18 protein-coding genes are annotated in these 21,554 nt (G+C 52.3%); all 18 read right to left on the minus strand.

What is annotated here, in order from left to right:
• Positions 1–8: 8 nt before the first annotated feature.
• On the minus strand, positions 9–2,456 hold the full coding sequence (traC, locus tag CYG50_RS01095; RefSeq protein ID WP_000637386.1) for a type IV secretion system protein TraC: 2,448 nt from the start codon (positions 2,454–2,456) through the stop codon (positions 9–11).
• A complete protein-coding gene (locus tag CYG50_RS01100) occupies positions 2,453–3,160 on the minus strand; it encodes a DsbC family protein (protein WP_001259347.1) in 708 nt (235 codons plus the stop codon). Before CYG50_RS01100 ends, traC begins: the two co-directional genes overlap by 4 nt.
• Positions 3,161–3,308: 148 nt before the next feature.
• A complete protein-coding gene (locus tag CYG50_RS01105; protein WP_085281193.1) occupies positions 3,309–8,840 on the minus strand; it encodes an Ig-like domain-containing protein in 5,532 nt (1,843 codons plus the stop codon).
• A 200-nt stretch (positions 8,841–9,040) separates the two neighbouring features.
• Complete coding sequence (traA, locus tag CYG50_RS01110) at positions 9,041–9,358, minus strand: TraA family conjugative transfer protein (protein ID WP_064754699.1); 318 nt, start codon at positions 9,356–9,358, stop codon at positions 9,041–9,043.
• 78 nt (positions 9,359–9,436) lie between these two features.
• Positions 9,437–10,015 (minus strand): type IV conjugative transfer system lipoprotein TraV, encoded by a 579-nt coding sequence (gene traV / locus CYG50_RS01115; RefSeq protein WP_000793435.1) that lies wholly within the window; start codon positions 10,013–10,015, stop codon positions 9,437–9,439.
• Positions 10,012–11,325, minus strand: coding sequence for a TraB/VirB10 family protein (locus tag CYG50_RS01120; RefSeq protein ID WP_024131605.1), 1,314 nt, complete (start codon positions 11,323–11,325; stop codon positions 10,012–10,014). The genes traV and CYG50_RS01120 overlap by 4 nt, the downstream gene beginning before the upstream one ends.
• A complete protein-coding gene (locus CYG50_RS01125; RefSeq protein WP_000794249.1) occupies positions 11,325–12,242 on the minus strand; it encodes a type-F conjugative transfer system secretin TraK in 918 nt (305 codons plus the stop codon). The genes CYG50_RS01120 and CYG50_RS01125 overlap by 1 nt, the downstream gene beginning before the upstream one ends.
• The gene (locus CYG50_RS01130; protein WP_001049716.1) at positions 12,226–12,852 is read right to left on the minus strand and encodes a TraE/TraK family type IV conjugative transfer system protein; all 627 of its coding nucleotides are present in this window, start codon (positions 12,850–12,852) and stop codon (positions 12,226–12,228) included. Before CYG50_RS01130 ends, CYG50_RS01125 begins: the two co-directional genes overlap by 17 nt.
• Positions 12,849–13,130 carry a type IV conjugative transfer system protein TraL gene (gene traL, locus CYG50_RS01135; RefSeq protein ID WP_000805625.1) on the minus strand — a complete coding sequence of 94 codons (282 nt, stop codon included), beginning with the start codon at positions 13,128–13,130 and terminating at the stop codon, positions 12,849–12,851. Before traL ends, CYG50_RS01130 begins: the two co-directional genes overlap by 4 nt.
• A gap of 144 nt (positions 13,131–13,274) precedes the next feature.
• Positions 13,275–13,640 (minus strand): hypothetical protein, encoded by a 366-nt coding sequence (locus CYG50_RS01140; protein WP_001052531.1) that lies wholly within the window; start codon positions 13,638–13,640, stop codon positions 13,275–13,277.
• Between the two features lie 11 nt (positions 13,641–13,651).
• Positions 13,652–13,795, minus strand: a complete 144-nt coding sequence (locus CYG50_RS22815; RefSeq protein WP_001275801.1) for a hypothetical protein — start codon at positions 13,793–13,795, stop codon at positions 13,652–13,654.
• Between the two features lie 180 nt (positions 13,796–13,975).
• Positions 13,976–14,638, minus strand: coding sequence for a hypothetical protein (locus tag CYG50_RS01145; RefSeq protein WP_001231463.1), 663 nt, complete (start codon positions 14,636–14,638; stop codon positions 13,976–13,978).
• The gene (locus tag CYG50_RS01150; RefSeq protein WP_000869261.1) at positions 14,638–15,015 is read right to left on the minus strand and encodes a hypothetical protein; all 378 of its coding nucleotides are present in this window, start codon (positions 15,013–15,015) and stop codon (positions 14,638–14,640) included. Before CYG50_RS01150 ends, CYG50_RS01145 begins: the two co-directional genes overlap by 1 nt.
• A 241-nt stretch (positions 15,016–15,256) precedes the next feature.
• Entirely contained in the window at positions 15,257–15,433 is a 177-nt protein-coding gene (locus CYG50_RS23370; RefSeq protein ID WP_169342285.1) for a hypothetical protein, read from the minus strand.
• A 47-nt stretch (positions 15,434–15,480) separates the two neighbouring features.
• Entirely contained in the window at positions 15,481–16,110 is a 630-nt protein-coding gene (locus tag CYG50_RS01160; protein WP_000743450.1) for an IncC plasmid conjugative DNA transfer DtrJ family protein, read from the minus strand.
• The gene (locus CYG50_RS23375) at positions 16,067–16,612 is read right to left on the minus strand and encodes a hypothetical protein (RefSeq protein ID WP_000228720.1); all 546 of its coding nucleotides are present in this window, start codon (positions 16,610–16,612) and stop codon (positions 16,067–16,069) included. The genes CYG50_RS01160 and CYG50_RS23375 overlap by 44 nt, the downstream gene beginning before the upstream one ends.
• 49 nt (positions 16,613–16,661) lie before the next feature.
• Positions 16,662–18,527 carry a conjugative transfer system coupling protein TraD gene (gene traD, locus CYG50_RS01170; RefSeq protein ID WP_000178856.1) on the minus strand — a complete coding sequence of 622 codons (1,866 nt, stop codon included), beginning with the start codon at positions 18,525–18,527 and terminating at the stop codon, positions 16,662–16,664.
• Positions 18,524–21,502 carry a MobH family relaxase gene (gene mobH, locus CYG50_RS01175; RefSeq protein WP_001337757.1) on the minus strand — a complete coding sequence of 993 codons (2,979 nt, stop codon included), beginning with the start codon at positions 21,500–21,502 and terminating at the stop codon, positions 18,524–18,526. The genes traD and mobH overlap by 4 nt, the downstream gene beginning before the upstream one ends.
• Positions 21,503–21,554 lie beyond the last annotated feature (52 nt).

The raw sequence follows: 21,554 nt of genomic DNA on the forward strand, positions 1-21,554 counted from the left end.
CTCCCTGGTTATGCAGCCTGCTGACGGCTTCGCATCACGGCCTTGATTGCCTCAGGAATGCTCATGCCTTGTTTCACAAACTGGTCGATGGCGTTAACGTCCACCGGATCGGTCGAATAAAGCAGCTTCTGGAAGTCGCCCACTATCAAGCGTCCGACGCCCATGCCGCTCTTCGATTTGATAAAGATTTCTGAGTACACGCCCTGGATGGTGTGTACCGTCTTGAGGGTGTGGAACCCGCCCTCTGAAAGGGTCAGACGACCGCTACGTTTAACAGATTCCACGGTTTCTTCGGTTTGGCCGAGCAAGTACATGCTGGCCGAGTTCTCCGCGATGGCGCGGCCCACTGCGTTCTCATAGAGGTCGTTGATGGACTGCGTTGCAATGACAACGGAGCCACCGTACTTACGGAATTTGCGGTAGGCATGTTCCATGAAGACCGAGACCTCGCCCTCTTTGAGCAGGTCCCAGGCCTCATCCACGATGACGACTTTCTTGCGGTTACGTTCACCCAGGAATACTTCTTGCTGGATCTGGTAAATAAGCTGGAGCAGTACAACCTGACGCAAGTGCTTACGCCCTTGCAGTTCATCGAGCTCCAGTACAGTGAACTGGTTCTGGAAGCTGACGTTGTTCTTGCGAGAGAAGTATTTCCCGTAGCTACCTTTCGACGTAAAGGCGTAGAGCTGCTGACCAATATCCTTGAGGCGCTGGTCGTTTTCTTCTTCCAGACAGCGCTCAGCGATGTCGTCAACCTTCATCTCTTTACCTTTCTCTTCCCACAGGCGAGAAAGGACCTGTTTCAGCGCAGAGATTTGCCATTCATCCAGCAAGCCTTTGGCCGACGCCATTGCACAAACGAGGCTGACAATCGCGTCTTCTTCGTCCTCGTAGTTCTGTATGAGCTCGAACGGGTTGAGGCAGACGTGCGTTCCTTCTTCAAAGTGAACGAAGTCGCCATTGAGCATTTCCGACAGCTTCTGGTAGGACTTACCGGCATCAATAACCCAGACCTGAGCACCCTCGGACAAGTAGGAAAAAATCAGTTCGTTGGTAAGGAACGATTTACCCGAGCCGGATTCGGCTGCGATCACCAGGTTTTTGTTGGTATTACTGTCGTGAAGAGACAGACTCATGAGCTGGCCGTTGCGGGAAATCAGCGCTGCATGATAGGTCCCGGTCCCCTTCCATTCCCCAAACACCGGCAGGACCACAGCCGCCTGCTCGGTTGTCATGGTCTTGTAGCGGAATAGGTCTCGCACTGCATCCCGGTCTGTACAGAATGGCAGGCAGTTGAGGAACATCGGCAGAGCAACGAACTTATCCTCCATCAGCTCGAACCGAGATTCACGCCAGATGTTTCGTGCGGCCATCGCCGCCGCTTCAACACGTTCTTTGGTTGGAGCAAATAAAACCACCGAGTAGGTGATCTTGACTGGCTTAGCCCCCTCTTTCATGGACTCATAGAGAGTGTCGAAGCTCTCCTTTTTGTCCGCCAGCACCGGCACGAATTTGAGCATCGGCCCGTAGGCTTGGTTTACAGTGAACTGGCGTTTGCGCTCCAGAGTGTTTTTCGTGCTTTCTGCCTCAGGGAAAAACACATTGGTCACAACCATGTAGTTTTCTTTGATGCTGGAGTTGCCGCCGCTGAGATCCCCGGCATAGGTCAACGCATCACCAAAGTAGAAAACGTCAGGCAGCTTTTTCGCTGACATGACTTTCGCGTGGTAGTCCCCCAGCCTGATGCCGTTCTTGCTGACTTCCACATCAGTGCCGTAATCGAAGATTTGCTCGCAGATGGGCTTATCCATCTCCCAATCCACAGAGTCATGTCGCCATGAAGCATCCGGCCCCCAATTCAGGATGGTGCTCATGATCCGGATGTAGTTCACCGCCGTCATTGTGCGGGGACGCAGACCAACGGTTTGAAGCGATGATTCGACCTTCGTGCGAAGCTGTGCGAGCTGCTGGAGTTCGCTTTCAGTCGGGTTATTGTTCTTGATGGGGACTTTGCACGTAACGAACAGCTTGAGGTCTTGGATCAAGCCATTGTCGTAGATACCTTTGTTGGTCTTGGCAAATATGCGTTCTGTCGTGTGGTGCTGGAGGAAGTTAATCCGTTCCTTGATGACAGATGTCAGCAGCTCGTGACGGAAGCCATCACGCAACCCCATCATCCGGTACATCTCCTGATTGATGTCCGGGGAGCGGAACAGAACAAACTGGAGCGTAGTCTTCGACGGGAACTCCTGATTCAGGAAACCGTTCATTCGCTCCTGAACTTTTTCATCGGCACCACACAGGGGCTCACACATGAAACCAAAGCCTGCACTGTGGTCATCCATAAGGAAGACATGATCGTCTTCGTCATAGGCCAGGACAGGAATAATCCCGGCAGCTCGCAAGTGCTCCGGGATCAACGTTTCTTCGAGTTTCTTTTTGATGGTTACGATCATTCAACACTCTCCAACCATGATTTCAGGTTCTTCGGACGTCCTTTGCTGACACGACCATCCGGAGCAACCACGAACGGAACGCCCTCAATCCCAATGAAATGAGCTGTCAGCAGCGTTTGATCGTATTGGCCGGGGTCGCAGGTTTCTTTTGAAGGAAGGGAACCCAAGGTGTTGTTCATCAGCGCATCGAGCGCGTGGGTTTTGTCTTTCGCGCAGTACAAGTTCTTTGCCAAGCGGTTGGACTCAGCACCCAGAGCAGGAATCACGATAAATTTAAAGGTGTAATCATCCACCAGCGATTTGGCATCACCCATGAGCTGATGGCAAACCGCGCATCTAGGATCGACAAAGACCACCACCTCTTTGTCACCACGCCCCATCGAAACGGTGTTCAGCGTGTCCACATCCATGCCCATGCTCTTGAAGTGGATACGCTCCGCTACATCCCTCATTTGGGACATCGTGTTGAGGGGCTTCTTGCTCCACAGGTCGTAGATTTGTCCTGAAATAACAAATCGCCCGTTTTCAGAGAGGAACATGATCTGCCCATCACTTTGGACGGCTCGAACCCCTTTGATGGGTAGCTCTACGATGTCCTCTATCTTCGCCGCTCTGGGATCGGTGATTTCCAATTTCGATGACGCATGAGCCGTGCCGGTAATAATCCCGAACACCATCAGCGCCCCGAGTAATTTTGTCCGCATGTCTATCCCCTAAGATTGGATTACTGGATGCTGGGCAGTGTATCCGGGGGAGGGAAATAGACTCGCCTCTGTAATAGCCCAATTTGGACAATTCCAGCGCGATACAAAAAAAAGCCCGGTCTGAACCGGGCTTTGAGAGGAATGAACCTTAGTTCATGGTAACAGCTTCGGATTTGCCACCAGAGTCATCGACCCCAACCAGAGAGATGGTCGGCATCGTTTCATAGGTGCCCTTGCTGATAGTCACTCGATCAGAGCTGATGCTCTGCAACTCACCGGCAATGGTCCATTCGTAGGACTTCATGCGGCCATCGGTATCTTCGCAGTTCGCATAAACGATCCACGACCCAACGGTCTCTCGTGAGCTCAGGCTACATGCAGGCAACTTGTTCTCTGCCACATTGATGTTCACCTCGCCCTCAGCTTCATGCCCCATTTCTGAGGTTATTTTCAGCTTGATGCTGTGCTCACCAGCGCCCAGAGTTGCTCTGCCGTAGTAACCGCTGCTTTCCAACGGCGTACCATCTACCGAGTAGACGCGAGTCGAAATACGGTCGCGTGGGTGGCCGCCAGAAATGTACGGTCGCAACAGCACATCCAGAGGCTCACGCTCGTATTTGTTCGAGCCAGAGTATTGCAGGTCGATAGCATAGGGCTCTGCCTGGCCGATCTTGAGCGGTTGCTCGATCACGGTTTCATGGCCGCGAGCATCACGGACAGTCACCTTGATGTTGTAATCGCCCGGCTCATTGATCACAAAGGACCGGACAATATCCTGCCGCTGATCCTGAATCACTGCGTCTTCCGGCAACTCCCACTCGTAGGTCGGTTCTTCCAGCTTGCCGTTGAAGGCAATTGGCCGCACTGACGCGGTGATCGTCGCAGGAGCCACGTCAGCGTTCTTCCTGACCTGCATTCCGAAGCTCGGCCATACATACTGCCACACGCGGGAGCGTAGGCTATGCGAGGCTTCTGCACCCTGATCTCGGTATCCTTCGATCCAGGTGGTGTACTTCGTTTCTACAGTAGCCTGGTTGAGGTCAGTGTCCGAAGGCACGTACTCAGCAGTATCACCCTGCACAATTGAGCCATCAGGCAGCGTGAAGAACCCGTTCAGCTTCACGTCCATCCCACGGTAAGGCAGGCTGGTTTCGGCTTTGAACACATACTTCTTACCGGTCTCAATGACTCGCGGCCCTGTCACGTAAGGACGGGGGGCCTTCACTGCTCGGAAGTCAACTGCCGTTTTCGCAACTTCATAGGCATAGCCGTCATCAGCCGGTGCAGTGGCAGAGCGCACACGAGCCCACAGGCGGTATCGGGTTTCTTCATCGCTCGAAAGCGTGATGCTATCCCCTGTCTGCGCGTAGGTTTTGCCACCGTCAGTAGACCACTCAACAATGGCATTGCCACCGGAGATTGGCTCATCGTTCAACGTCAGGTTCGCTGTGTACTTGCCTTCACTTCCGACAAACAACGTGGTCGGGCCGATAACAGCAATATCAGGTTTGTCGTAAGCGACAACACTGACCGCTTCGGTGTACTTTTCCGCACCTGAGTTGACGTTCACCACCTTGGCCCGAACCTGGTACTCCCCCTTGTCGAAGGTCTTCACAAGCTGATACTTGTATCGATCTTCTGGGATGAACTGCTCCCAGGTTTTACCGTCGTCCTTACTGGTTTCCCACACAACCTGGCCGGTAGCCCGGAGATCCTGACGGTCGTCCAAAGATAGCTTGAACACAGCAGTGAACGGAGCTTCACCAGACAACTTGCGAGCCTCCACGCCAGCACCGATGGCACCACCACGAAGCACTGTCAAGAAGGCAGGTCTGATAGACAACTCTGTGCGGTTGTAACCCTCAACAGGGCTTTCCAGAACAGCCTCAGCAGCGATACGGACGGAGGAAGTATCCACACCAGACAGGTCTACTGAGAACTGAGCTTCACCGTTCGATGCTTCCGCATAATCAGTGAGCGCAACCGTCTCGTTGTAGGCCTTTTGCTGGATCAGGCGTACTTTCCACACCCCCATCGTGTTAGCGTCATAGTCACCATCAGGTTTGTACTGATCACGGATGAGAACCCTAACCGGCAATGCCTGGGTGTCAATCGCGGTATCACCTTTAACTTCAACGATAGGACGGATACTGTCAGAAGGTGCAGAGATAGCCCGGTAGACAACCTCAGTCTTCACATCAGGCACCTTGTTGTAGGCCGCGTTCACCTTGTAGGTGGTCTCCTCCCACAACGCTCGCTCATCGGTATTGATGCGGCGATACACCTTATTGGTGGCACCCCATCCCGGAGTGAAGGTCTCAGACTCAAGAACATCAGAGTTGCGCGATATGGCAATATCCAGATCAGCTCGTTCAGAGTTGATAATGGCATCACCCAGGTAGTTACCTGTCATCGGCACCAAGTAGATGTTGTCTTTGAAGTTGTAGTCGGAGGCTAGTTCAACGGTCGGAGCTGGTGGGTCAACCGCTTCGACATTGAAAGTCTCGTCGTTCAACGTCACCCGAGTGCCGTTACGGGTGAAAATACTTACCCGCCACCCCAGAGGGTGATCACCGTTCTCGGCCAGGGAACCTGACAACGAAGGAGATTCCGATAACGGGTCTTGGACCAGTCCATCGGGGATCTGCTGCCACTCGAACAGACAGGTGCGGCTTGCACTGCCAACAGCTTTGTTCGCGGCCTCGTTTTTCGCACGGTCAGCACTGAGAGTGATTGAACAATCAGGACCTTTGCTCTGCTTGAAGTTCACATCAAAGTCTTCAATGACGCGATTCACCTGAGCAATGTCATCAATCGGGGTGTAACCAACAGAGCCATAGGCAGTAGTTACCGTCAGGTTCTGAGAGCCAGACCCAACTTTTACCTTGGAACCGTCACCACTGAACAGGTACAGGCTGTATTCGACAGGTTGTTCACCAATGCTCACAGCCTGCCCCACCAGCCCGGCAACTTTCATCCCGTTGTTGTCCTGCGTAGTTTGTTCAGCCTCATCCGGAGTTCTGTCCCATTGGAGCAAACACACCGGGTCACGAATTGGGTCTGCGGCCATAGCCACATCCTCTTTCGTGGTGAACCGGCAAGGCACACCCGACTCTGGCAGGGCATAGATTTTCACCGGGTCAATAACCTGGCGAATTGTCCATGATTCAGCCGAGAGCTTGGCCGTCCCTTTCCAGGTATTGATGTCCACAACCAAGATGGGTGAGTTCGGCGCGGAGGTCATGACAAGAAGACTGGAAGAGCCGACCACATCAGGAACAGCCGGTTTAACCGGAATGCTCAAACGACCACCTGACGCACCGAAATCATGTTGGCTCATGATCCCCATTGTCTGGCCCGGCTCGATACGCACCCCATTCACCACCAGCGGCACTTTCGCATCAGAACGGAGGGTCGCAAACACGTCGTATGAACCTGTCACGACAGCACCATCACTGAGCGTCAGCGGCTTGGTCTCGATGATCCGCTTGCCATCTGCATGAACAAATTCATGAGTGACAGCGGGGACCATAACCTTGCCATCCATCCCATCCGCCAGCATCACCTGACGCGGTTTGTACTCGAAGCCAACCGCCTTTTGAACCGCGTTGCCTTGTGCGTCCTCACCGGAAACAGTCAGCGTGTAAGATTCCCCTTCCTTCAAAGACGGGAACATTACCGGGTACTCAAGGCGGAATCGACCTTTCGACTCCTCACGCCAAGACAACTGCACCTTGTCATCGGCTGGGCCTCCGACGAGGGCAATAGAGGTCAGCTTAGGACTCGGGTCGGCAGTATCAGTCAAGGTGATTACAACATCATCCAAAGACTGGATTGGTGCTCCATCACTGATCGATACGGTTAGTGTCGGCGCTGAATTATCTATGCTCATAGCATATTGGGAGCCAGTGAATACCTGCTTAACCTCATTACCGAAAGCATCTTTAGCTACGAGAGATATGCCGGTATATGTGCCCTCTGACAGATTCTCAGCAGAAAATGTGAAAAACCAATCATTTGTGCTACTACGAAGAACTTCAGTACGAGACAACGGACGTTCTTCGCCAGTCGAGGTTATCGCAGACGCACTTGAGTTGTTAGAAATAACCCACTGGTTAACACCCCAACCGTCAAATGAATCAGGCTCACGGAAATGAGCTTTAAAAATCCGCCCATTTCGTTCTAACCCAGCAATTTCAGGAGGGTTAAGGTCATAGCAGAACGTTGCCCCAATCCGATCAGACGGAAGTTCAGGCTTCCCTTCCGGTCGAGACCAATATCCAGGCCATGAACATGAGCGCCCACTGAACGATATATCCGTATCCACTTCTGCATAAGAAGCATTTGCCGGAATTTTAGTAGTAGGCAACCAAGATCCCCATAACTCCTGAGCGTAAGGTCTCGGCTCAACATGAAATCTCAGTTTTTTATAATGGTTAACTGAGCTCATATTAATGGTTTCACCGCGGACCCACTGACCATCATCCCTAAGATATTCAACATACTTACCGATGGGAGCCAAGCTAACCGATGGATCAGCTTTCACACTGACGGATGTATTACCAAGAGAGTTCATAACCCAGTCGTAAATAATAAACGACTTAGTTTTTGTCCCATGTTGCTGGAATACATCAGCTTGCGTCTGCCGATAATCATATGTACCGTCTTCGGCAATGATATTGCCTTCAATACAGTTTTTATAATCACACCAGTTACCGCTTTGAGCACCGTAAGGTGAAGAAGGATAGGAGTTTGTTTTGGGTATCCGGTAGAGCACCCTGTAGGTATCGGAATAAATGGTCATTCCGTTCTGATAAGGCGCAAAACCTGATAGGGCCTGACCATTAACCTTAAAAGTTGAGGCCTGCGGGTTCTTAGGGTCATACACTGCTACTGGCTCAGGATTCTCTCCAGACTTTGCACCTACTGAATCCCAAGCAATAGGATAGGCTATTGACCCTTTGTTCCCTGCTTTATCCAGGGCCTCGAAATGAAGCGTATATAGATCCTCCCCATTAGGGAACACAGTGCTCCAGTTCAACAACTGGCCTTGGCCGTTGGCGTAATTAACCGAGACAACAGGACTCCTCTTGCCTTTGCTATCTACAGCATACGCCTGTATAGAGGAAACCGAAGAACCGGCATCAGATGCAGACACATCTATACCTGAAAATCGGTTAGGACCTCGCAGTAGCGTTCCATCAGAAAGCGCCCGGTTCCATTCCCCTTTTACTGTCACGTTTGCCAAACTTGGCGCTGTCGTATCGACTTGAAGCGGGTATTCATCAGTCTGAACGGAACTTCCGTCTGACGCCAGTATTTCGGCCCTTAGTTTGTAGACTCCCTCGGAAGGAGCCGGTAGTTGAAGTTCCGCACCATAGTAGGATTTTCCACCCACTGTGATGCGATCAGTAGCCCCAAGAAGGTGGCTGGTCGCTGTCGAAACCACTGTTCCATCCGACCGAATCACCGAAATCTTTACCTTTCGGTCGATACCGGCACTCAAGGCAAACGAGATATTGCCCGTTGGGTTGGCATAGTTGGCATTCGGAGTCAGAGACCGTTGCGTACCATCTGGAGCCTTAAAGGTGTATTCCAGCAGCTCTGCATGAGCAGCACCAGCGGTAAGAACCGCCAGAGCCCCAAGCATCGCCGGAATTTTAGGCTTGAAATTGATCATCGCATTCTCCATTCGTTTTGAGTTACAAGAACCCAATGCTGGAGGTTACGGGAGGGAGTGCATAAACATGGGCTGTGGAAGTGCCCTTTTTGAGCAAATAAGGAAATAGTTGGAATTTGTTATGACTGGACTTTTTGCCAAAAAATAAGGGCAGCTTTTAGGCTGCCCCTATCACCCGTTGATTAACGGCAAGGTGTCTTTTACACCCCCAGGCCATTGCTGAGTTGCACAACAGCCGGGATGACCTTCTCTGCATGTTCCAGAGTAGCAGACATGATGGATTCCACTACGGTCGGGGAGTTGTACAGGCCCATACCGCCACCGATACCCATAGCGAAAGCCATGAGGCTCTGGCGAGCGATACCACCAACAACACCGACCAGGATCATCGCACCCGCAACGATTCGACCCAAAGTACCTTGGGTCCAATCCTTGAGAGTTACCCATACGTCGTCAAACGCTGTACCACCAGTACCAGCGTGGGCCTGATCCGGCACGAGCAGGAAGGCTACCACCATCAACCCCAGGAAGAGGAAGAGTGCGTTGTTTTTACTTGAGGCATTCGCCAACTGATTTGCGTTCATCAAGAACATCTCCTATTTGGTTGTTTCAGACTTCGGTTCGTGTTGTACCGTTTGCAGCGGTCTCAAAACTGGCTCACTTTGCGGTGTGCCATCCCCAATCACCCACCTGCGCGGTTCGATTTCGGTATAGACATACCCTGTCACGATGAGATCACCATTGGTGTCCTCCCAGGGAGCTACCCAAATCCGCATAACCTGTGCTGGTGTACGAATTGGAATCGGGCGATCCGGAAGACGCGGTGCGACATAGTTGTCAATCACCGGGTCTCCGGAGCTAGATGAGTTCGCTGAAACGTTTGAGGAACCTTCGCCATCCGCTTCCGCTTTGGCCTCGACTTCCTCTGGTTTCATTGGGCGCGGGACATTTCCGTCATTGGTTGCGGCGTAAACGTCTCGCGCTGACATACACTGAACACCATTCGGCATTCCCGGACAGCTATACTCATCCTTGCCGATGTTGAACGTCGAACAGCCCGACAAAATAAGTAGCGCTGCACCCACCCCCAACATCTTTGCGGATCTTACTGCCTGTTCCTTTTGAGCCTCGCCTCTGGAACTGCCCTTTCTGGTCAAAATGTTCAAATTTTTCATTTCTTGGTTCCCCCGGTGGAACGAATTTGTAGCTTGGTTCCTTTGGTCACGATGATGTCTACCTGACGGCCAGCATCGACCTCGATAACGGGGAAGATGCCTTCGGCCATGTCGATATAGAACTGAGCGATGCGATCTAGCGCCTTACTGGCCCCCTTCACTGCTGCTCCCTGCAACATCTGGTCGGAGAACACAGACTGGTACTGGGTATTTGAGCCAGGGTTAGTGCTGACGACCGGCACAGGATTGACGTCAAAGGCTTCGGAAACGCCACCAAGGAAGCCTGCCATCAAGCTCTTGGCGATGATTTGCCCCTGCTTCGATACGACGCGACCACGGACACCGGCCTTACCGTCTTCACCCACTGCATAGGAATCCAGCTTCGCTTCTATGACCCCCCCATCATCCCGAACGCACGAGAAGGTCTCGCCACGCAGGTACGCTCGCTCTGAACTGAGATCTCCATAGCCTGAAACAATCAGGAAGCACTCACGAACATCCGCACGGAAGCGGTTAGGCAAAATAGCCTCTTTCTGAATCCTGAGGGTCGAAGGGAACGGATCTCGACGAGCACCTTGAGATGTTGGTGCGTCCATACCGTTGATGAGCACCCCTGTCAGGATGGAGCCAGAAGGTAGGTAGATAGACTCATCATCCTTGTTGTCCTTCTCTTCAACTTCTGGCGCTTTCTGCGAGTAGCTCACTATTTGGATGCCTGGTTTAGTTGCATCACGACCGTCTCCCTTGCCAGTTGCAGGAGCCCCACCCTTCGAGTCAGGAAGCGGTGCGTCCCGAAAAAAGGATGCTGGATCTTTGTAGTCGAGCTTTTTCTCCATGAACTGACCATCACCACCAGATGCACCATTAACATCGGCTCTGGCATCCTCTGATGAAGAGGATGTTTTTCCACCAGCAGCGCCGGTTTCGACTTTCTTAGCCAATTCCATGTTCTTCTGGGTCAGGCGGTCCAAATCTTGACGAAGGCGGGTCATCTCACGGCCAACATCACTGGATTTCCCGGCAGTGGTTTTGGTTTCCTCCAGCTCTTTCTTGACTCGTTCCAGCTCCTTTTTCAGGTCGGAGTTTTCACGAGACACCATCTTCACATCGGCAGACAACGAATCTATCCCGATCTCACGGGTGTTTTTGTCTGTGAGAACGTGCTTGATGGTTTCTTGGCGACCGCGCTTCTCTTCTTTCTTGGGTTCACCAGAGAACATTGTCACGACCGCAAAAAGAACGAAGACGCCGCCAGCGATAGACACCCAACGCTTCTTGTTGGGGTCTAACTGTGTCCAAAATCGCTTAATCATTGGGCACCTCCCAGCAGCGATGGACGCTTAGACGTTGGTGCGAGACCACGCTTCTGCTTCTTCGCCACATAGATCTCCGTCTTCTGGCCGGGCTCAAGCACGTTAAGCGGCCACGTAGTCACCGCAGCCACATCCCAGCTCCCACACAACGCCTCTTTGAACTCAATAGGCTGATCAGAGACGTTCAGGGCGACACCGATGAACACGTTAAGGTGGTGGCCCATCATGTATTGCCCCTTGCTAAAATCCACCTTTACCCCAGGATGAGCGCAGCTCGGCACCGCAGCACCAGCAGGGATGCGGTTCAACGTGTAACCTTGAGGGACTTCACCAAGAGCAATCTTTCGGAATACTGACCGGATGGTTTCGACATAAGGCTGGCTCTGTTCCCAGGTCTCAGCCTTGGTATTGGCAAAAGCACCAGTGATACCTACACCACCATCGAGCTTGAGAAAGACTTCTCTGGGCGGAATACGACGGGGAACCATCGTCAGGCTGAGAGCTTGGGCTTCCGAGCCTTTTTCAGTAATGAACATAGTCACCGGATACTGCTTATCCGTGGCGACATAGACCACATTCTCTTTGATGCAGACCTCACCACACTGGCCGTTATCCGTCGCCCCGGTCAGAGATGTTGAAACGATCTCAGGATTGCTGAAAGGCGTGACGATTCGGTTCGGATGACCAACGGCTATCGGGATGATCTGGTTAACCCCCGGCTTCATCGTCAGTAAGGGGTTTTCATTCATGCTGCCCACAACCTCATGGGAGCTTTGTCCTGACGTCACAGGGGCAGGAACATCCTTTTTCATAACACTGGCCGGGACAACAGGAATGTCATCCGAGGCATAGGCCATTGAAGTTCCAAGCGCCAAGGACAGCGCCAGGAGCGAAAGTTTAGCGTTGTTCTTCATGCTTTCTCCGGTTTTCTTCTTTGCGCTGGAGTTGCTCCAAAACAGTTTTGGTGCGTGGCTTTCCTACATAGGTGTCGATGTAGTCCAGCACGGGCGCGTAGTTTGAAATCTTGATGGCGAACTCGTAGGAGCGTTCGCTACGCTCTTCGTTAGAAGAAGCCCCTTTGACGTAGGAATATCCGTAGACAAACACCTTGTCGCTCTTGGGCTCGTACTCAACAAAACGCGGCTCAAACCGCATGGTTACGCGGTCGTTCTTGATCTGTTGAGCTTGAATTTCGATGGCATCAATCACGTCCTGATAGATGCTCGGGGAGAGAAGCGGGGTGATCCGTTCTTTCACAAAGTCAACGGTTCCTGGCGTCACATTGCCAAGGAGCTGAGCAAAAGCGAAACCCCAAGCCTCTTTATAGGACTGAGAGGCGTTATTTTTCGTCACCCAGGCTTCTTCCGTGAGCGTGAAAGGCTGGATAGTGACGATGGTTTCCTTGCTGAATACTTGGACCACCAGCAGGAAAACGATAGCAATAAGACCACCCTGGAAGATTCGTCCCCACTTATTTTCTGTTTGGGTCCCTTCCCAGGTCTTGAGATACTTTTTCAGGTTCAAGGCAAATACCTCCGGACAAACGGATTCTTGAGAGATTTGGCCTTGGTCATGATGAACCCGGCCCAGTAGATCATGTGGAGCAGGTATCCATCCGGATGGTTATCCCTGAATCGGCGATAAAGGTTGGTTACAAGTAACCCCCCCAGAAAGCAGATCAGGGCCTTACCGATGATGACCCCTATCGTTAGCCCCAAAAGCATCGGGGCCAACTCATCTGCGCTCCACAACAGCAGATGCGGGGGCTCATCGACCCGGCGCGGTATCTTTACAGGCTTCATAGCAACCCTCTTCTTTTCCTAGTGGCCTGTATTCTCATTCAGGGTCACTGATTTTCTGCCACGGCTTCGCGCCCTTTTCGGGCACTTCCAGCGACAAATAAAAAAAGGCGGCCTAAGCCGCCTTTTTTGCGTTTACTGGATCGGTTATTGATTTTGAGGAACCGCTTCCGAATGTTTTTCCGAAGCCGCAACGCTAACTTCATTGGCTGGTCGGGCCACCCCCAGAGTTTTCACTTCCTTGTTAGCATTGGCTTTAAACTTGAACATCAGACTGTACGCCGCCAGCAGGAAGAAGCTGAGAATGCCCCAGTAGGTCTGAACCGTGCCCAGAGCCTTGGCCGGGTCACTTGCAGCTCTGTTGGCCGTATCAGCAGCCAACTTAACCCACTGACTCCAGTCAAAACCTGCCGCAAAAGCAGACAGCCAAAACGCGACGGCCACTGGAACGATGAAGATGCACATCAGCACCGCGTTCATCAAAAACCAGAAAAATTGTTTATTAAGGTTCACACTTCCTCCCATTAACCTAGAAAATTGAATGCGTGTTCCAGGTTCATCCCTGCAACAACACCTATAACGAACATCACCTGCCAGACAAGGAACTGCCAGGAGATGAATGAACCAGATGAGCTTTCGCTTTCTCTGACGTGAGCTTGTGCGGACATAGACCCTCCAAATAACTTGTCGTCATCACGGAGTAATCGTCTCTTAATTGATCAATCTAGGAACAGTGCTGTTACGGCCCATTTTGGGCACTTTATGGAGGTTTATTCGAGGAGATGATAAGAGCGGGAGGCGAAAAACTTTCACATGTGAAAGTTCAAAGCGGCCAATGGCCGCTTGTTTCACACTGTTCTATTGTAACGGAGTTCTCGATAAGCATCCCATGCTTGCTCTGATGAGACACCTCGACAACCAACATCTGTGGCGCACTCAAGGTCCATCTTGTACTGCTTAACCTTCTGGTCTGCTGTATCGCCCCAGCTCATGGCTGATGGGTACTTGGAAACACTAAACACATTTTCAAGTTCAGCCTGATAGTCGTCGTTTTGTAACAGAGGTTCGGTTTCACCATCATCCCAGCGAATGTAAGCCTTACCCTGGAGAGCCTTCAAATGCAAAGGCACCAGTAAGGTGGAAATCACTTCGTCAGCCCTGATGTCTTTGTAAGCACACCAGTGAGGTTTAACGGTGATCACACCATTTACCAAAACGATGTCACACGCCAGTGTCGCTTCAACATTATCGTTAACATCCTGCCGAGCGTAGATCTCCACGAAACCAACCTGCTCTGGAACAACCTTGTCGATGAAGCTCCAAAAGCTGGGGTACGACGTTCCATCGCTGAGCGTCAACTGACCGTCATGCTCTTTCAGCATACGGTTCAGTTGTGCAGTGAAGAACTCTGCCGACACTTTTCTTGCCAATGGTTCCATATCACTCAGTCGTAGAGTGGCTCCTGCACCCCCCTCATACACCTCTCCAAAAAAGAAATCTCTCTTACGCATTAGACTTTGCCTCCTTTAATCGCTTGCTGGGTCAGCTTGATCCAGTTCAACGGGTTTTCACAGTCAACATGGTTGCCAGCGGCACCAACTACCGTTTTGTATGCCTCCGAGCCTGCCGCTGTGTGTACTGCCAGCATAAACGAAAACATAGGGTCATTTTGCATGGTGCCAATCATCATTGCACTGGAAGTGTCTTTGAGCTGGCAGTTTTCAACCCGCAGATTGAGTACATCTTTTGCCACCATCTTACAGTCGGGACACACCTTCTCAAGGTTCTTGAGCTTTGCGTCGTCATTGAGCACATCAGGAGCCGCGATGGCAGTACCGGCCATACACAGCCCCAGTGCCAGCAGTTTGAGTTTATTGGTTACTTTCATGGTTCCTCTCTATATCGTTCCAATTTCGTTTCGGTAAAAGAACAGTGGCCCAGTGACTGTTCTGAGTTCCGGCGTTACTTGCTTTACTCTTGAGCAAATATGCTGCTTGAAAAAGTTGTGGTATCCGTACAAAGCTGGGCGTGTAAAAACGGAATAGATAATGAGGGTGATGGCCGCACCAGCGGCCCACCCGATCACGTCCGGAGAGATAAGTCCTGGCACGTCTGAGATACGTTCTGGTTCAACCAAGCGGCACACCACCAGCACCCAGAACCACATTACCGGCATCACAAAGATCATCTTTCCGACGCAAGCAATGAGCACCTTCACCAAATTCAAGCTCTGCGCCCAGTAAAGCCACAACGCAGACAAGGATTGGCGACGTATCACCTGGTAGACGTTCAATGGGATGTCGCACAGATGCACCCCATCTTGATTTATAACGGAGTAGCTCATCCTCCCTCCCTATACCCGTTTCTGGAGGTTGCCGAACGTCAGGCCAACCAGGACACAGCACGTCATCATTGTCATCGGGATGACAACCGGATCGAGCGCTATGGGGATGAAGAACGCGATGAACAATCCGGCCATCAGGTACATCGTTCCGCGAACGCTATAACGATGGAGAACCGGACTCGCATAATCGAAGTTGGTCCGCTTAATTCGCCATGTCATCATCCCGTCATATACCGCAGGTACGAACAGGATCAGCATATAGGGAGCCCACGCGGCTAACAGCGCCAACCGTGTGTAGAACTGGTAAATGACGTTGACAAAGGCTTCCATGCGGCCTTTGACCCACACAAACCAGCCCTTGCCCATATCCTGCATCCCCTTGGACTTCTGGCGCTCCTCTTCTGATGGGATCAGCGTTTGGTACATCCCCTCATAGAAGCCTGAATCAATAACGCTCGACCTGAACCAGGTAGATGCTTTGTTCTGTATCCAGTCTCTTGCTTCGACACCAAGACTCTGTTCCACCAGCACGGATTCCCTTTTGATGGCTCTGTCTGTCCAGTCGCCAGGGATCAGCAGCAATATTGCCAGCAACTCAATAACCAGCAGCCATGCGACCAGCAACCACGGCTTCTTCATAGTCGGTTCTCCTTAAAACAGTTTTCACGCTCTCACAGGTGATGAGCTCATACAGCAAGCCACGCAAAGAGGTCTCATCCTCATGGGGCTGCGGGTTAATGGATAGTTCTCCTGGATGGGAAGAAAGCCACAGTGAGAACGACTCTCCTGAATCGACAGACCATGAATCACCGCCACTATCGACAATTTGCACTTCCAACGCCCGGCAGGTTTCGGTGATCAGGGTTTCCAGAAATGCCCCAATTCTGGCCGGGTCTTCATATTTCTCTCTCTGCTCATGAAACACGAGCTGGCTGTAGCGATGCAGAGCTTCTTCAATGATCGGGTAAATCACAGGCTCCTGATTAGCCTTAATCCCGTCTGTGATGTAGCAGCTCAGCTTCTCGATGATGGCCTCCGATGCAGGCCAGTCGAATTGGAGGATGCTCAGGATGTGAGCGTTCTTGCGGCCACGACTTTTCAATTCATTCATAACCCTGTCGAAAGGGTTCACATCGACCATGATGGCTACCTCGTAATCTCTATACTTCTTGTCACACATAGCTCTGCTCTTACTGGGTCAATATGGGCAGACGGCCTTTTACGATTGTTCCGCCTGAAATTTTGGCTATGTATTCCAGGTTCGGAAGCATTCCCAATAACTGGGCTGGGAACAGATCAGCTTCCTCCTCCATCAAACGCTCGCCTTGGTTGCCTCCGTGCATAATGGGCTCCTTGCCATCCGAGTTCTGGCCTTGAGTCCGCATGACGTACTTGAGCCGGGTCTTCGGCAGGTTATCCGCGATATACTCCTGGGTTTCACCATCGACGATACGCAGAGCAAACGTGTTGTTGATGTTCCCCAACACCTGGAGCGCTTTGTCTTTGCTACCCAGTCGAGCTGCGAAGTCAGCAAAAGTCTGAGTTGCAACGAAAAGACGAAGTTTCGCACCGCGACCTTTGTTCAGGAGCTGGATGAACGGGTCGTTGATCACCTCGGCAGCCTCATCAACAAAGATATTTACGGGTCTGTTGTTGACGCCGTAGTTGTATCTGTCACCGGCAACCGCTGTCAGGTCTGACAGGAAGATGGACCCCATAGCACTACCAACCATGTTGTCGGTCAGGGAGTCGAGCCCCAGATAAGCAACTTGAGCGTTGTTGATGATTTTTGCGGAATCGGTGATCTGGCGTTCGTCGCTCAGATCAGATGAGTCTGGAGACAGCAGAGGGCCTAGCTCCCCGGACGTCAGCATATTCATGATCGGCAGGAGGTTCGCCACCATCTTGGAGAAGTGGGTTTGGTCGTGCTGGAACATCGACAGCAAGCCTTCCAGGTCAGAGTTCGGGTGCTCAGGTTGGATGATGTCGTAGTAGAACTTCATCAACGCGAAAGCGATCTTCTCACGCGAACCGTTTTTGGCTTTTTCCAAGTAAGCCGCTGCTTCTGCCTCCCAGTCGGGCATAACTCGCTCTGAGTAAGCCTGAACGGCCTTGATGACCAAGCCAGCAGCGCCACCTTCAAGGAATCGGCGGAGCTTTGTCAGGTTGGGACGATCATGAGTGATGACCAAGCCCTGAGCGATGTTGTTCAGTGCCTGCCATCCAAATGATTTGAACGGGTCGGCCCCTGCTTCGGACGGGATCAACGCTGCCAAACGACTTGCGATTTCAGTCACGCGGGTGAAGTTACGCAGAGGGTCGATACGCACCGACTCTTCCGGGAATGCTGGATGAAATGAGACGAATCTTTCCGGCTGCCCCATAGCTTCACAGGCACGTCGGGCATTGTCCCGCATCTCCTTATCCCCTTTCGGGTCTATGATGATCACGGCTTCCCCACGCAGAATGGCCTGTGAAATCAGGATGTCGAACATACGGGTCTTGCCCGAGCCGGTGGTCCCAACGATCAGCGAATGCCCCTCAGTGTGCTTGAGTGGCTGCATCAGCTTCTCTTCTTTGGGCTCTACCCCGTGAATCCAGGGCTGGCCGATTGGCAGCTCCTTTTTCTTACCCTGTATCTTCCGGACAACCTTTTTGACCGTGGACTCTCTCCCTACGATGGAAGTCCAGTCGCGTTTCAGGATCTCAAACACGCGCTGGGCATGGCGGTTTTCCCACAGGAACCCACTACCAAGCCACATATCGTCCGGCGTGTCCTTGATGTACTTTTGGAGCTCCGCAATGGAAATAAACTCCAGATCACGCCCCTTCAAATGCTTTTGGAGCAGGTGAAGTTTGATAGCCTTGGGCAAACGAGCCATCGCCATCACGCCACAGATCCCCGTCATCCAATAGAATGGCTCCGGCGGCATCGTGCTGACTTGCTCTACGGCCAAAGCCGCGCCGGAGGCGGCAAGCCAGCCTGCTACAGCATTTTTTTCATAGTTGGGCCGCCACGGCATCTCGTAGGCGAGCGGGTCATAACTCATTGTCATGTTTCATTTACCTCTAAATACAATTTTCCCTGACGTTTCTTGAGCAAAGGGCGTCTCTGTGCCCGGCTCAGCATCCCGCAGAGGATGTGTTTGCTGATGCCGATGTTTTCACCGGCAATCATGTCGAAGGCTTTGTCACTGGTTACTAAGCAGCCATCCTCTTCCAGGACAGGTGTCACGAGCCATCGGCCCGAGCGTTTTTGGATCATGTCCTTGAGCATCTGGAGTGCTTTCTGAGGCGTAACACCAGACGGCAAGAAATCTTCCGCGTTGATGTCTTTCGGGTTTGTTTTCGCCTTAGGCGGCTCAAACTCCCTAACCTCTGGATCTTCCCTTTCTCGCACCTCGACGTGTCCCAATTCCTTCTCACGCTCAACTTTGGGCTCAGGAGCCACCGGTTGAGCCTCCCGCTTAGGAAGGCGAGCCACGTTCTGTTTTTCTTGGACCGGCTTGCGCTGTTGCTCTTCAACCGGAGAAGTAACATCGACCTTCTTCTCCTTCGGCTGTGGCTGGGAGTCCTTACCTTTCGCCTTTTGTTCAGGCGAGGCTTTACCGGCATTAACCTCAGGCTTCTGCTGCTGCGCCTTTTTTCGGCTTTGTTGTTTCGGTGCAGACTTATTTTTGCTTGCATCCAAGCCAGGGGGAGAGACGAGCTCAAAGGCATCCTGGTATCCACCCATTGACGCCTCGGCATCCTTAATGGCCGCCACGACTGCATCTGAAAGCTGCTCCGCCAGTACAATTGCCTTCACTCCGCTGAAATCACGAACTTTGCGACCTGGCATAATCGGGTCCGGAACAATCGCGTTGGCGTGGGACAGCTTCGAGAGAACCTCTGACGGCGCACCCAGCGACCGAGCGCCATCCGGGTACAAAATGACGGCTTGCCCCTTCATCAGGCATAGGACTTCGCCCAGCGTCGTTTTACCTTCCAAAACAGGCATGATCGCTTGTTCAAGCAACGCCGATGCTTCCCCGTATCCAGACAACATCTCAACGAGCAAGGTCTTTGCGTCCTTCTCATGCTGATTAACGTTGTCCGTATGCGGCATTTCTGGCGTGTGCGTTGGTTGTTCTGGTGCGTCAGTCAGCATAGGGAGCGGCTCAATCGCCCATGATGGCGGTTCATCAGAACCACCGAACATTGGAAAGTCATCGCCCTGCAGGGAGTTTTGTTCTTGTGGAACGAAGTCCTGTTTTGGCTGCTCCTCTTGCTTTCCGGGCATTGCCACATCTGGGATTTCTGAGTTTGTTGCGTCAGTGCTGGTTGTCTCTGCCGATGCGTTGAATGCGTCAAACGGGAAGTCGATGTCCCCCAGTCCACCCCCAACATCCTTGAGTGCTTGTAACGGATTGTCGTTTGCCAAAGGTGGTGCGTTTTTGGCAATGTCCTGAGGGGACAGATCCTCTTTTGCCTCTGGTTTATGGGGTTGTTTCTCCGTATCACTCTTCGGTTTTGCTTTGCCCGGTTTGCTCTGCGGCTTACCCTTCTTGCCAGCGTCAGGCTTAGATGATTCCGTTGGTCCCGCATCTTTTTGCTCTGGCTTCTCCTCGACAGCATCGGAGGTGCTTTTCAGCATCTCCATCGCATCACCAAAGCCAAGGCCAGCTAGAGCTTTCTCTGCTTCCTGCTCTGCGGCCAACATGTCATCGTTCAGAGCTGCTTCACCTTCCTCTTGGTCGTCACCGTCATCGGCTTCCTCAGGATCAACGAACTCAATCTCAGCGTCCTCAACATCACCAACAACTTCCGCAGCAACAGCCGCAGGAGGCTCAGTCGTAAACACCAGGTCGTTTGATTCGAGTCGGAGCATCAAGATCTTCACCGAACCCGCCGCCTCCTGGAGCATCTCAGGCAAAACTTCCCAGTAGCGGTAGTACGCACGTTCACCCTTCTCCTGCACCGTGTTTGGTACAGCAAAACCACGTTCGATGAGAATGTCGGCCAGTGTGTCAGGGTCTCGTGGGATACCGGGGATCTTGTCGTGGCTGATCAAGTCATAAAGGTCCCCAAGCTGTTTCCAGGCAATGAATACACCTTGGTTGAGGTGCCAGACTTTCGCGCCTGGCTCATTGACCTTCCATTTTCCGGTTTTAACCAGGCGGCGGATGGCATCGAACACGTAACGCTCGACGGGCACACCATAGGAGAACTCGTCCACATCGAGACGACTCTGGCGAAGGTCCCGTGAGACGCTCTCTTGGTCAGCGCGAAGCATCAGCTTGGTCACAGGCTGATTGACGCTGGTTCCTGAGATAGCTTCCAGCATCGCTTCCATGATGGACGGGCCAGACTTGGACAGAAACTCCCGAGTCTCAGCCGGAATAATTCGATCCACCGCCAGCAGCGAGAATTGCTCATGTCTTTTGTGTCGCTTGTCGCGCCACCGGATAAAGTAACGGTCGATTTCGTGACGGTGTGCCCAGTCATGAAGTGACTCCGAATACGGGTTCCATGTGATTGACCCGTCTTTGTCCGTAATGGACACATCCGAGAGCGGTTTACCCACATCATGCAGCAGCCCAGAGAAACAGCTCGCCAGTCTCCAACGCGGCTCATTGTCACGGCGTTCCCGAGGCGTCCCCTCGATGGAAAAGATAACTGACTCAGATGCCTGAGCTGCCCAGAAGGCCACTTCAAGCCCATGTCGGAACAGACCACCAGCGCCACGGTGGTGGTGTGATTCGGAAGCTGGCAACAGGTGAACAAACGCGGCATACCGCTGGATCACCGGCAAAACAAGCCGGTTGAAGTCGTCCACAGTGAAACCGAGAGAGTTCCGCACTTTCTCAATCAGTTCAGCTTGGGTTGCCAGTATCTTGTCTAGTGGGGCCACTGGCAGGCCCTTGGCAAAAGGTGGGTATCGAGGGATTTCTTCATCTTCCACGTCTTTAAGCGGCAACACTCTGGCGCTCGGCGCGGTCTCGATCACTCCACTTCGCCCACCAAATAACTTGTTAAGGGCTTTCAGCATGTAGGTTGACCATATTCCTATCGTATTTCTCGTCGCTACATGCTCTCAAAAC

Source organism: Providencia huaxiensis (assembly GCF_002843235.3).
Classification (GTDB): Bacteria; Pseudomonadota; Gammaproteobacteria; order Enterobacterales; family Enterobacteriaceae; genus Providencia; species Providencia huaxiensis.

Excerpts from the sequence above, each read along its gene's own strand:
- CYG50_RS01100 (WP_001259347.1), bottom strand. The coding sequence starts at position 3,160 with ATGCGGACAAAATTACTCGGGGCGCTGATGGTGTTCGGGATTATTACC.
- CYG50_RS01125 (WP_000794249.1), bottom strand. The coding sequence starts at position 12,242 with ATGAAGAACAACGCTAAACTTTCGCTCCTGGCGCTGTCCTTGGCGCTT.
- CYG50_RS22815 (WP_001275801.1), bottom strand. The coding sequence starts at position 13,795 with ATGTCCGCACAAGCTCACGTCAGAGAAAGCGAAAGCTCATCTGGTTCA.
- CYG50_RS01145 (WP_001231463.1), bottom strand. The coding sequence starts at position 14,638 with ATGCGTAAGAGAGATTTCTTTTTTGGAGAGGTGTATGAGGGGGGTGCA.
- CYG50_RS01105 (WP_085281193.1), bottom strand. The coding sequence starts at position 8,840 with ATGATCAATTTCAAGCCTAAAATTCCGGCGATGCTTGGGGCTCTGGCG.
- mobH (WP_001337757.1), bottom strand. The coding sequence starts at position 21,502 with ATGCTGAAAGCCCTTAACAAGTTATTTGGTGGGCGAAGTGGAGTGATC.
- traA (WP_064754699.1), bottom strand. The coding sequence starts at position 9,358 with ATGGTGGTAGCCTTCCTGCTCGTGCCGGATCAGGCCCACGCTGGTACT.
- CYG50_RS01160 (WP_000743450.1), bottom strand. The coding sequence starts at position 16,110 with ATGAAGAAGCCGTGGTTGCTGGTCGCATGGCTGCTGGTTATTGAGTTG.
- traD (WP_000178856.1), bottom strand. The coding sequence starts at position 18,527 with ATGACAATGAGTTATGACCCGCTCGCCTACGAGATGCCGTGGCGGCCC.
- traL (WP_000805625.1), bottom strand. The coding sequence starts at position 13,130 with ATGAAGCCTGTAAAGATACCGCGCCGGGTCGATGAGCCCCCGCATCTG.
- traC (WP_000637386.1), bottom strand. The coding sequence starts at position 2,456 with ATGATCGTAACCATCAAAAAGAAACTCGAAGAAACGTTGATCCCGGAG.
- traV (WP_000793435.1), bottom strand. The coding sequence starts at position 10,015 with ATGAAAAATTTGAACATTTTGACCAGAAAGGGCAGTTCCAGAGGCGAG.
- CYG50_RS01150 (WP_000869261.1), bottom strand. The coding sequence starts at position 15,015 with ATGAAAGTAACCAATAAACTCAAACTGCTGGCACTGGGGCTGTGTATG.
- CYG50_RS23375 (WP_000228720.1), bottom strand. The coding sequence starts at position 16,612 with ATGGTCGATGTGAACCCTTTCGACAGGGTTATGAATGAATTGAAAAGT.